Here is an 11223-nt window from a genome sequence, read left to right as displayed (position 1 = left end):
TTTTAAAATTTTAATTGATTTTGTTTTAATTTGAACCAGTTTATTAGTTCTTGATTTTTTTCAGAAGACAATTTCGCACTTTGATGAATAAAAGTATAACTGCTTAAAGGCATTTTGTTTTTCTCTAATTGTGAAGTTATTTCACCCAATTTTGTATTCAACTTTCGGATAGAATAATCAGAGAATTCATCAAAATTCAGCTTATCTTTTCCTTCTTTAATATGACTATTTAAATAATAGTTAAAAGGCTGAAATTTTGAATAAATTGGATAATTTGTATTATTACTATGACAATCAAAACACGAAGTTTTCAACTGATTTAAAATAAGTGGCGGTACATTTAATTTTTTTTCAAAACTGTTTGTTGCAACGCCACTATTTTTAAAAGAAAAAGGGATGAACTGTAGTGAGATAAATAATAACACAAAAAAGATTATTGCATATTTCAACTTTTTCATTTTGCTGAAATCACTTGTTTCACTTCACCACAATTTTTCATTGTAGGATCATAAGGATTGTTAATTTCCTTTTGGTCACTCAACCAATAAGCGCCTTTATTGTCGTTATACATCGGACAGAAATCTTTATACAAGGTTTTTGCATAAGGTTTTAGTGCTACTAAATCTTCAAAATCTTTTGTCAAAATTGAAAAATGTTCTCTTTGGTGGTGTATTTTATCCGCACTTTCTGAAATATGTTCTGCATTTTCTTCTATATCGCTTAAAATATCAGAAACATCTCCATTTTTATTTTGTGGATCATTAAGCAAAACTTTAGAATTTGCAAACATTTTCTTGCCAAAATCTGCCGTTTTATTCGCATCACCTTCTGTTAATGCGTCTTTCATCGAAAGATAATTATTAACTAAAGATTCAAAAGAATTATTTTTTTCCGGTTGATTGGATTCCATTTTTTCTGAAACCGTTTTTTCTGAATTCTTTTTATTATCGCAAGAAATAAAACTTAAAAGCAATAATGTTGTTAAAAGTATATTTTTCATAATTATTTAATTTCAGATTTTACACTTCCACAAGACAACATAGAACTTCCATAAAAAGGATTTTTAATAACTTTTTCAGAACTTAACCAACTTGCTTTTGCCATCGGACAATATTGTACAAAAATTGATTTATCTGACAGTTTAAATTTCTGCGAAATATTAATCATATTTTGAGATAAATGATCAAAAGATTCACGTTGAGAATCTATACTTCTACTATCTGCAATTTGGGAAGCGTCTTTTCTGAGTACGTTTATATTTCCTTCAGAAAGGATTTTAAAATCAATCATAGAAGCAGATTTTATAAATTCATTGGCTGCTTTTGAAGCGTCGTCAGAATTATCTGCAACCAAGGCATTTTTAATACTCAAATAATTTTGAAAAAGTTTAGTTATTGAAGCATCATTTTTTTGTGCAGAAATAGTAAATACAGATAAAACTGTAAAAAGTGTAGTGAAAATTAATTTTTTCATTGTAATAAATTTTAGATTGTTTAGAATTATTTTTTTGTCGGAAATAGAAATTCCGAGACATGATTTTACATCCCAAATTATTTAAAAATGGGACGAAATTATTCTAAATTCTAAAATTACGATGGCGAATAAAAAGTGCGACTTCCCTATTTTCGGGCGGTGCATTAATACGAACAGAAGAAAAGTTCGATGTTAAAATTTTTGAAAAAGGTTCTGAAAATTCAGTTTTAGGAAGAAGTGCAATATATTTTAAAAAATTAATCTGTAGCAAATCGGCTTTTTGAGCATCGCTTGTTTTTAAAATTTTAAAATGAGTTTTACAGCAATCTTTTTTCTTTTCAGATTTACATAAGTCACAAGTCTTATCAGAATTTCCAGTAAAAATTGAAATACTTTCTAAACATTGATGCAACTTAAAAACCATTCCGGAAGAAGTTCCGAAATAGAAGAAAGTGAGCAATATGACAAGAAATTTTTTCAAAAATTTAATTTTACAATTACAAAGGTATAACAAATTTTACTTGTAACAGTATTTACGAAAATTCAATAAATTTAGATCTTCACTGAAAAACAAAAACTGCCTTTTAAGCCTCAAAATTATTTACAAAATCATCTACTTTTTTTAGATATTCTGCTTTCTTATTATTCAATTTTAAGATTTTTTCTTTGTTAATTCTTTTCGTACTCTGCTCAAACTTTCGGGTGTAATTCCAAGATAACTTGCAACCATCCATTGTGGAACACGTTGAAAAACATTTGGATACATTTTTAGAAAATCCAAATAGCGTTCTTCTGCAGTTGCACCGAGTAATTGATTAATTCTTTTTTGAAGCGAACGAATGTGATTGCTCATTAATTTATAATTATTACCAGAAACTTCTGGATTATTTTTAAAAATATTGAAAAAGAAATCTGGCGGCAAAATTGCAATTTCACTTTCTTCTACAGCATCAATGTAATAATGAGATTCTTCTCGAAAAATTTGGCTAGTTCTATCTGCAATTATCCAACTTTCTGGAGCAAATTGGATGATGTGTTCTTTACCATTTTTATCAATAGAAAACATTCGGAGCAAACCTTTTTCTACATAAAAAGTATCATTACATGCTTCGCCTTCACGAAGTAAAAACTCACCTTTTTCAACTTTTTTTTTCGAATAAAACTGCTCGCAATTTTCAACATCTTCTGAAGAAACTGCTAAAATTTTGACTAAATAAGACTGAAAATTTTCCAATTATTCTAAAGTTTTTATTATATCTTGGAAATCTATATTTTCATGAGACGCATTATATTTTACTTCGCCATTTTTAATTAATATTGCTTGCGGACTTTGATGAACAACGTTTAAATCATTTGCCATTAAATTAGAAATAGGTCGGAAATGCAATAAATCTAAATAATATAAATCCACTTTATTTTTATCTTCAGATTGATCAATTTGCTTTTCTAAATTCTTCTTAACCGCTTTGCTGATAAAGCAAGTTGTAGAGTGTTTAAAAAATAATACCGGTTTTTCAAAAGATTTATTTTTCGCTTCACGATATTCATCTACACTTTCAATGTCCTGCCACAAATTTTTTTCAATTTTTGATTCACCATTATCTCCGAAAAACTGATTAAAAAAGCCCATAATTTTAAATTTTATTTTTAAAAGCTCTAATTTAATGAAATTTAAATAATTTCTGTTAGTATTTTTAATTTTAAATTATGGCAAACTTCATAATATTAAATTTAAAAAGGATTTATATCTATTTCTTGCCGATTTGTCATATTTATACTTAATGGATTTAATTTTGCAGAAGATAAAATATAAAAAATAGTTATGAAAAAAGCCTTGATAATTGTAGATGTTCAAAATGATTTTTGCGAAAATGGTGCTTTAGCTGTTCCAGAAGCCAATTCTATTATTCCATACATTAATCTTTTAATGGAAGAAAATAAATATGAGCAAATTGTTTTAACTCAAGATTGGCATCCACAAAATCATAAAAGTTTTGCAAGTAATAATGGAAAAAAAGTTGGAGATACTATTATTCTAAATGGAATTCCACAATTTATGTGGCCAGATCATTGCGTTCAAGGAAGTTTTGGTGCAGAATTTCATAAGGATTTAAATCGGGAAAAAGTAACGCACATTATTCAGAAAGGTAAAAATCCTGAATTTGATAGTTATAGTGGATTTCAAGACAACAATCATTTCGTAAAAACGGGATTGTCAGATTTTTTAAAATACCACGATATTGAATTGGTAGAAATTGTAGGTTTGGCTTTAGATTATTGTGTGAAATATACTTGTTTAGACGCTGTAAAAGAAGGCTTTATCACTTGTTTACATTTTAACGGAACTAAAGCTGTAAACTTAAAACCAGAAAGTGCTAAAAATACAATTTATGAATTGGCAAAAAATACAGTTACTATTTTAGGCTAAGCGATTATCTGGATATTTAATCTTTCTCTACTTCATTTAATAATAATGGTTCATTATAATTTTTCGCCAAAAGGTTTCCATCTTTATCTAAAATAAAATATGTGGGAGTTCCTGAAATTGGTATTAAACTTGGGATTGATTTTTTTTGATCTCCAGAAGTTACATTTAACCAATTTTCTAAATGCGCATTATTTATAAAACCTTTCCATTCACTTTCCACACCAATGTACATAACTGCGATTTTATTAAATTTTACTTTTAATTGAGACTCTATTTCATCAATTCTTTTTACTCTTTCGGGAACGGATTCAATACAATGTTCACAATTTGGATCAAAAAATATTAAGATAGTAATGTTTTTATTGTCTTTTAAATATTGATTAAAATCAAATATTTTACCTGAAATATCTTTAACTTTAAAATCCGGAAGTGGATTCCCTAAACGAACTGATTTAAATTCATTCAAATTATTTTTTACAATAGTAACTTCTGCTTCTAATTTTTTTTCACAATTGGGTTTTTGCAGATAATTATTAAGCAAATAAAGATAATTGGATTTTACATCTTCACCTTTAGAATTTCTAAATTCTAAATTTTTTAGCATCCAATTTATGTAAAATGTATAATTTCCATTCTCACAATTTATTCCTTTAAAAATATTATCTACACTCGTAAAATAATTACTTGATGCTTTAAAATATTCATTTAAAAACACATAAGAATTGGGCATTATGGGAATATTTTTATTTGAAAAATTTAATTCTTTTTCTACATTTTTTATCGTTTTTTCTCTTTCATTTTTATTATTTGCTTGCAATCGAACCAGCTCAAAATTGAAGAAAGTTTTTACTGCATCATCGGGATAAATTTTCAACATTTTTTTTGCTAAAAGTATCTTTCTTTGAGCATCATTTTCCTTTTGATATGCAATGAAATCTTTATTTAAAGAATCTTTTGCTATAATATCATTTAAAATTTTATCTTTTAAAATTAAATCTATTTTTACACCATTTTGCACAAAAAGCATTACCGAATTGTTTTTATCTTTTGAAGATAAAAGTGCAGGAAAACTTATAAGGGAATTTGGATTTTTTAAAACAATTTTATGATTGTTTTCTACTATTTTAGCGCTATCTAAAACAAAAGTAGTTTTAGTATTTCCTTTGAAAATTTTTAAATATAAGGTTGTATTTTCGGTGTTTTCTGTAATGATATTAATATTATAACCATTGTTTTCTATCTTTTTTTCCGTAGAAAATGGCTTATTATTCCTTGTTTTCTTTTTCTGTTGTGCAAAAAAGAAGACGTTAGAAATAAACAAAATTAATAAGAACAGTTTCTTCATAAACTTTAAAGCATTTTCAAAGTATTAACTTCTAATTCCGTTAAAATTCTCCAATGTCCACGTTTGATATTTTTCTTAGTTAAACCCGCAAACATTACGCGATCTAAACCTTCAACTTCGTAACCTAATTTTCTAAAAATTCTTCGCACTACTCTATTCCAACCGATGTGAAGTTCTATTCCTACTTCATTTTTTGGTTTTCCTTCGATAAAAGAAATACTATCAACTTCTGCAACACCTTCTTCCAAACGAACGCCGTCTTTTATCTGTTGCAAATCTGCATTGGTTAGTTTTCTATCTAAAGTTACGTGGTATATTTTCTTTAAATTAAATGAAGGATGTGTTAATTTTTTAGTAATATGTCCGTCATTCGTTAGTAAAATTACGCCAGTTGTTTGTCTGTCTAATCTTCCAACTGGGAAAGTTCTGTAAGGCGATGCATTTGCAACCAAATCCATTACAGTTTTTCTCGCTTTTTCATCTTTTGTTGTAGAAATGTAACCTTTTGGTTTATTTAATAAAACATAAACTGGTTTTTCTGGCGTGATGCTATTTCCATCAAAAACAACTCTATCTGTTTTCTCCACTTGATAACCCATTTCTGTAGTTACTTTTCCGTTGACTTCTACTAAACCTTGCGTGATTAATTCATCTGCTTCTCTTCTACTGCAAATTCCAGAATTTGCAATATATTTATTCAGTCGGATTGTGTCTTTTGGAATTTCATTTGCGATTTTATCAAATCTTCTTTTTAATACAAAAGATTTGGTTTTTTCAGCACTCATATCTTTTCCAAAGTTTTTATCAAAATTCTTGAAAACTTTTTTGGAACCTGCTTGGTAATTGCCTTTTTCAAATTTCGCACTACTGTCAAAGGATTTTCCTACTCTTTTTCCCGAAGAGCGGCTAGGTTTTGCTGTAAATGATTTCTCAAAAGAGTTTACTTCTGAGTTATTTAAAAGTCTTGGTTCTCTTTTCTCTATTTTTTTTTCAGTTCTTGGTTTCGCAGGACGTTCCGATGATTTTGGTTTAGAAGTTTTGGCTGGCTTTCGGTTGTTTGATCCTGTTTTGCGTTCTCTGCTCATTGTCTGAATATTTTTGCAAAGATACAGATTTCGCTACGATATTTTTTATTACTAAATTTACATTCTTTAACCAAAAATTATAATGGATTTAAGAGATCAATTAAAAAATCTATTCCCAGAACACGAAGAACAGGAATTTGAAATGCCTGAAGAAAAATTTGTACAAATAGAACCACTTATTTGTAAATTTGAAAAAAAAGGAAGACACGGAAAACCTGTTACTTTAATAGAAGGTTTTGAAGGAAGCGACGCAGATTTAAAAATTATTTCTAAAAAAATTAAAATTAAATTGGGAATTGGTGGTTCTGAAAAAGACGGAACCATAATTATACAAGGCGATAACCGAGATAAAATAATGAAAATGTTGCAGGAAATGGGTTATAAAGTGAAACGAGTTGGAGGGTAAAAATAAGTATGAGTAATTTAAAAATCGATTATCTTTTTGTCTCTTTTAAAAATTAAATAAATAAAAAATTATGATAAATAAATTAGCTGCATCAGAATTGGTGTTAAATGAAGACGGAAGTGTATATCACTTAAATTTATTGCCAGAAGATTTGGCAGAAAAAATTATTTTAGTTGGTGATCCAGATCGTGTTCCAAAAGTTTCAAAATATTTTGATATTATAGAAGTTCGCAAAAATAAACGCGAATTTTACACGCACACGGGAACTTTGCGTGGTGAAAGAATTACTGTAATGTCCACCGGAATTGGCACTGAAAATATTGATATTGTATTAAATGAATTAGATGCGCTTGTAAATATTGATTTACAGAAAAAAGAAATTAAAACAGAACATAAAAGTTTAAATCTTTTTAGATTGGGAACTTGTGGTAGTGTTAATCCAGACATTGAAGTGGATAGTTTAATGGTCACAGAAAATGTGGTTGGTTTAGACGGACTCCTCCATTTTTACCAAGATTATCATTTTGAAAATGATTTTTCTAAAAAATTTATGGCTGGTTTTCCATATGAAAAAATAAAAGGAATGCTTTATTTTTCCGATTGGTCTAAGAAAAATTCTGAATTATTTAGTGATGCAAAATATATCGGAAACACAGCCACTTTTCCTGGATTTTATGCGCCACAAGGAAGACAATTGCGTTTAAAAGCTTTAGATGATCAGTTTTTAGAGCAATTAAATAATCTTGGAATTTCTAATTTTGAAATGGAAACTTCCGCTATTTATGGACTTTCTAAATTATTAGGTCACGAAGCTACAACTATTGCTGCAATCATTGCGAACAGAAGACGTGGAGAATTTTCAGCTGATCATAAAAAATCAGAACAAATGATGATTGAGTACGTTTTAGAAAGAATTATTAAATAAAAATGCCACAAATTTTCAAATTATATATAGGAATATTTGCTTTTTTGGCGAGCGTTTTACTTTTCATTTATGGTGAAGGAGAAATTCTAAGTTTTCTGCGTGGATTTCTTCTAGCGATGGGAATTGTTTTTATTGTAAGATATTTTATTGAAAAATTTAGAAAGTAATACTTCGACTTCGCCCATTTTGAATTGATATAAAACATTTGTTTTCAATTGTCCGTCTGAGCGAAGTGGAAGACTTTTATTTTACATAACAAGAATCTAAATGGTCATTTACCAAACCAGTTGCTTGCATAAAAGCATAAACCACAGTTGAACCCATAAATTTAAAGCCACGTTTTTTCAAATCTTTTGAGATTTTATCGGAAATTTCTGTAGTTGCAGGAACATCTTGCAATGTTTTTGGAGAATTTAAAAGTGGTTTTCCATCAACAAAATTCCAAATATAATTTGAAAAGCTTCCATATTCTTTTTGAATTTCTTGAAACTTTTTAGCATTATTTATTGTCGCAAAAATTTTTAATTTATTTCTTATAATTCCTTCATTGGAAAGTAAATCCTCAATTTTTGCTTCATTATATTTTGCAATTTTTTTATAATTATAATTATCCAAAGCCAATTTAAAACTCTCACGTTTCTTTAAGATTGTGTGCCAAGAAAGTCCCGCTTGAAAACTTTCTAGAATTAAAAATTCAAAAAATTTATCATCATTATATACTGGTTTTCCCCATTCTTCATCGTGGTATTTTCTATAGAGATCATCTTTTTCTGACCAACCACATCTTATTTTTTCCATTTCAACTATTTTATTTTTTTAAATTTAATTAAAATAAAAGATACTTTTTTGACTTTAACAATAACTTAACATTTTGTGGAATAGCTTTTGAATCCTTATTACCAACCAAAATCAATAAATATTAACATTAAAAAAAAATTATGAACAATTCAGATTATAAAAAAGCAGATAATACAGTAGATAATGTAAAGAATAATCTTAAAGATGCTACAGAAAATGTAAATTCTCATTTAGATAATATGGCGGAAAAAGCAAAAGCTTATATTAGAGAACAAAGAGATAAAGACGAAGAAGCTACAAAAGAAGGCTGGTTGGATCAGGTTAAAAAATAATATTTTTGACGCTTGGGAAGACACAAAAGATGCAGCAAGTGAAGCATGGGAAAATGTAAAAGACATGTCTGAAGACGCAAAAGCAGAAATTAGAAAAAAAACCAATTAACCAAAAAGTTAAGATTATAAAGGGAGCTGAAAAATTCAGTTCCTTTTTTTTATGTTTAAGTCATAAAATATTTTAAATTTGTACAAAACAAGAATTATGTCAAACGGATTACTCAAAGGAAAAAAGGGAATTATTTTTGGTGCGCTTAATAACCAATCAATCGCTTGGAAAGTTGCAGAAAGATGTCATGAAGAAGGCGCAGAATTTATTTTATCAAATGCTCCAATTGCAATGAGAATGGGAGAAATGGATGAATTAGCAAAAAAAACTGGTTCTGAAGTTATGGGTGCAGATGCAACTTCACTAGAAGATTTAGAAAAATTATTTAATTTCGCAATTGAAAAATTTGGGAAATTAGATTTTATTTTACACTCCATCGGAATGTCTGTAAATGTGCGAAAAGGAAAACATTATACCGATTTAAATTACGATTGGTTGCAAAAAGGATGGGATGTTTCAGCAGTTTCTTTCCATAAAGTAATGCGCGTTGCGTGGGAAAAAGATTGCATGAATGAATGGGGTTCTATTTTGGCGTTAACTTATATTGCGGCGCAAAGAACTTTCCCAGATTATAATGATATGGCGGATAATAAAGCGTATTTGGAAGGAATTGCAAGAAGTTTTGGATATTATTGGGGTGAAAGAAAAGTGCGAGTAAATACAATTTCACAATCTCCAACTGTAACAACCGCGGGAAGTGGCGTAAAAGGATTTGGTGGATTTTTAGGTTACGCAGAAGCCATGTCGCCACTGGGAAATGCAGATGCAAATGATTGTGCAAATTATTGTATTGCAATGTTTTCAGATTTAACCAAAAAAGTAACGATGCAAAATTTATTTCATGACGGTGGTTTCAGTTCAAGTGGCGTGACTCAAAAAGTAGTGGATAGATTTGATTAAAAATATTTATTAAAATAAAAAATACGCTTCATTTCTGGAGCGTATTTTTTTTATTAAATAATTTTAGAAATATTAAAATTATTTATCTTCCAACAGACGGAACAACTGGTAAACTCTCATTTCCTTCAGTTGAAACACTTTGCACTGCGAAAAAATAATTATCTTTAGAATAAGGCAATTTTACTGATAAATCTTTAGTAAAGATTTTCTTTTGCCACATACTTTGATCAGTTTCGCGGATTAAAATATAATAACCTGAAACATTTCCAACTGCTGGTTTTTCCCAACTTAAACTTGTAAAATTGGTTAATTCTTTTACATCCATTTTTACATTTTGAGGAGAATATGGTGCTTTTGCTAAATTTGATAAAATGGAAAGATTAACGGCGGTATTTTTTCTTAAATATTCAAAATCCATAAATTTTACCAAATCTCCAAATTCCGTTTTATTTTCAGTTCTTAAATCTTGATGTTGATGATTAAAATTTTCATTCATATCCGTAAATCGAACTGCAGGAAAACCAGATTCTACAAAAGGAGAATGATCTCCACCACGAAGAAAACGATCGTTTCTGTACATTAATTTTATTTCTAAATTATCCACATATCTCTCGCCAATTTCTTTTGAATACCTTGCTAATTGTCTTGCAGCACCGTCATTTTCAAGTCCAAAAGCTCGGATATATTTTGCTTTTTTATCCAAATCATAAAAAGGCAAACCTTTACTGAAAACGCGCAATTGCATATTTGAAATATTATGCGTGTCGATTGCTTCATTATTTCCAATCATATCATTATTCAACATTGCAGTACATTCCATTTTTCTTTAACGGCTCTTTCAGCCAACATTTTGGAACCTAATAATCCTTGTTCTTCTCCAGAAACTGCCACAAAAATTACAGTTGAAGGGAAATTTGATTTTGATAAAATTCTTGCGCACTCTAAAACTGCAGCTACTCCACTTGCATCGTCATTCGCTCCGGGCGCATCACTTTTAAAATTAAAAATATCTGTAACGCGTGAATCTAAATGTTCGGAAATAATAAAAATTCTAGTATCATTTGGGTTTGTTCCTTTTAAAATTGCAGTTGGATTTCCCAAATTTGTAACTTGATTAATTCTTTTTCCATCGGGTTGCAAATCTTCATTTTGCAATTCTACGCTCATTCTTCCGTCAGAATTTTTAGCATAATTTTTAAATTGATTTAAAACCCAATTTCTCGCAGCTCCAATTCCTCTTTTTTTATCAGAGGTTGAACTTAAAGTTTGTCGCGTTCCGAAACTCACTAATTTTTCTACATTAGATTTTAAAGAATCTGAATTGACTAATGAAACATAATTTGAAATTTCAGAATCTCTATTAATAGCGGTTTGCGCGGAAAATGAAACAGAAATTAGAATTAGTAAAATGTATTTTTTCAT

At 28.8% G+C, this 11223-nt stretch carries 17 protein-coding genes; 6 read left to right on the top strand and 11 right to left on the bottom strand.

The features are described from left to right. Positions 1-2: 2 nt before the first annotated feature. The 6 genes from ACN0WB_RS03580 to ytxJ all read right to left on the bottom strand — a co-directional run bounded on the left by ACN0WB_RS03580 (position 3) and on the right by ytxJ (position 3103). Complete coding sequence (locus tag ACN0WB_RS03580; RefSeq protein WP_417428926.1) at positions 3-458, bottom strand: heme-binding domain-containing protein; 456 nt, start codon at positions 456-458, stop codon at positions 3-5. Further along, positions 455-1000 (bottom strand): DUF3347 domain-containing protein, encoded by a 546-nt coding sequence (locus tag ACN0WB_RS03575; RefSeq protein ID WP_417428924.1) that lies wholly within the window; start codon positions 998-1000, stop codon positions 455-457. Before ACN0WB_RS03575 ends, ACN0WB_RS03580 begins: the two co-directional genes overlap by 4 nt. A gap of 2 nt (positions 1001-1002) precedes the next feature. After that, entirely contained in the window at positions 1003-1473 is a 471-nt protein-coding gene (locus ACN0WB_RS03570) for a DUF3347 domain-containing protein (RefSeq protein WP_417428922.1), read from the bottom strand. Positions 1474-1576: 103 nt separating this feature from the next. Next, the gene (locus ACN0WB_RS03565) at positions 1577-1954 is read right to left on the bottom strand and encodes a hypothetical protein (RefSeq protein ID WP_417428920.1); all 378 of its coding nucleotides are present in this window, start codon (positions 1952-1954) and stop codon (positions 1577-1579) included. Between the two features lie 171 nt (positions 1955-2125). Beyond that, positions 2126-2707 carry a Crp/Fnr family transcriptional regulator gene (locus ACN0WB_RS03560; protein WP_417428918.1) on the bottom strand — a complete coding sequence of 194 codons (582 nt, stop codon included), beginning with the start codon at positions 2705-2707 and terminating at the stop codon, positions 2126-2128. After that, positions 2708-3103: a bacillithiol system redox-active protein YtxJ gene (ytxJ, locus tag ACN0WB_RS03555; protein WP_417428916.1), complete on the bottom strand. Its 396-nt coding sequence runs from the start codon at positions 3101-3103 to the stop codon at positions 2708-2710. Positions 3104-3295: 192 nt separating this feature from the next. Here ytxJ and pncA point away from each other — a divergent pair, with 192 nt between their 5' ends. Further along, on the top strand, positions 3296-3901 hold the full coding sequence (gene pncA / locus ACN0WB_RS03550) for a bifunctional nicotinamidase/pyrazinamidase (protein ID WP_417428915.1): 606 nt from the start codon (positions 3296-3298) through the stop codon (positions 3899-3901). Between the two features lie 16 nt (positions 3902-3917). Here the strand turns inward: pncA and ACN0WB_RS03545 are convergent, their stop codons facing one another. Both ACN0WB_RS03545 and ACN0WB_RS03540 read right to left on the bottom strand, forming a co-directional pair. After that, positions 3918-5246, bottom strand: coding sequence for a TlpA family protein disulfide reductase (locus ACN0WB_RS03545; protein WP_417428912.1), 1329 nt, complete (start codon positions 5244-5246; stop codon positions 3918-3920). A 5-nt stretch (positions 5247-5251) separates the two neighbouring features. After that, entirely contained in the window at positions 5252-6331 is a 1080-nt protein-coding gene (locus ACN0WB_RS03540) for a pseudouridine synthase (protein WP_417428910.1), read from the bottom strand. An 82-nt stretch (positions 6332-6413) separates the two neighbouring features. Here ACN0WB_RS03540 and ACN0WB_RS03535 point away from each other — a divergent pair, with 82 nt between their 5' ends. The 3 genes from ACN0WB_RS03535 to ACN0WB_RS03525 all read left to right on the top strand — a co-directional run bounded on the left by ACN0WB_RS03535 (position 6414) and on the right by ACN0WB_RS03525 (position 7829). After that, positions 6414-6737, top strand: coding sequence for a translation initiation factor (locus ACN0WB_RS03535; protein ID WP_417428908.1), 324 nt, complete (start codon positions 6414-6416; stop codon positions 6735-6737). 70 nt (positions 6738-6807) lie between these two features. Then, a complete protein-coding gene (locus tag ACN0WB_RS03530) occupies positions 6808-7662 on the top strand; it encodes a nucleoside phosphorylase (protein WP_417428906.1) in 855 nt (284 codons plus the stop codon). A gap of 2 nt (positions 7663-7664) precedes the next feature. Beyond that, complete coding sequence (locus tag ACN0WB_RS03525) at positions 7665-7829, top strand: hypothetical protein (protein WP_417428904.1); 165 nt, start codon at positions 7665-7667, stop codon at positions 7827-7829. Between the two features lie 76 nt (positions 7830-7905). On the opposite strand, the gene ACN0WB_RS03520 is transcribed toward ACN0WB_RS03525, so the two are convergent. Next, the gene (locus tag ACN0WB_RS03520; protein WP_417428902.1) at positions 7906-8460 is read right to left on the bottom strand and encodes a DNA-3-methyladenine glycosylase I; all 555 of its coding nucleotides are present in this window, start codon (positions 8458-8460) and stop codon (positions 7906-7908) included. Between the two features lie 140 nt (positions 8461-8600). Between ACN0WB_RS03520 and ACN0WB_RS03515 the strand changes: the two genes are divergently transcribed. Both ACN0WB_RS03515 and ACN0WB_RS03510 read left to right on the top strand, forming a co-directional pair. Continuing rightward, a complete protein-coding gene (locus ACN0WB_RS03515) occupies positions 8601-8792 on the top strand; it encodes a hypothetical protein (RefSeq protein WP_417428900.1) in 192 nt (63 codons plus the stop codon). 205 nt (positions 8793-8997) lie between these two features. After that, entirely contained in the window at positions 8998-9801 is an 804-nt protein-coding gene (locus tag ACN0WB_RS03510) for an enoyl-ACP reductase FabI (RefSeq protein ID WP_417428898.1), read from the top strand. An 82-nt stretch (positions 9802-9883) separates the two neighbouring features. Here the strand turns inward: ACN0WB_RS03510 and ACN0WB_RS03505 are convergent, their stop codons facing one another. Continuing rightward, positions 9884-10621 (bottom strand): hypothetical protein, encoded by a 738-nt coding sequence (locus ACN0WB_RS03505; RefSeq protein ID WP_417428896.1) that lies wholly within the window; start codon positions 10619-10621, stop codon positions 9884-9886. Then, positions 10600-11223, bottom strand: a complete 624-nt coding sequence (locus ACN0WB_RS03500; RefSeq protein ID WP_417428894.1) for a M20/M25/M40 family metallo-hydrolase — start codon at positions 11221-11223, stop codon at positions 10600-10602. The genes ACN0WB_RS03505 and ACN0WB_RS03500 overlap by 22 nt, the downstream gene beginning before the upstream one ends.

This window comes from Halpernia sp. (genome assembly GCF_048269545.1).
Classification (GTDB): domain Bacteria; phylum Bacteroidota; class Bacteroidia; order Flavobacteriales; family Weeksellaceae; genus Halpernia.
Note: the sequence above shows the minus strand (reverse complement) of the source record. Positions and strands in the feature narration are given on the sequence as shown.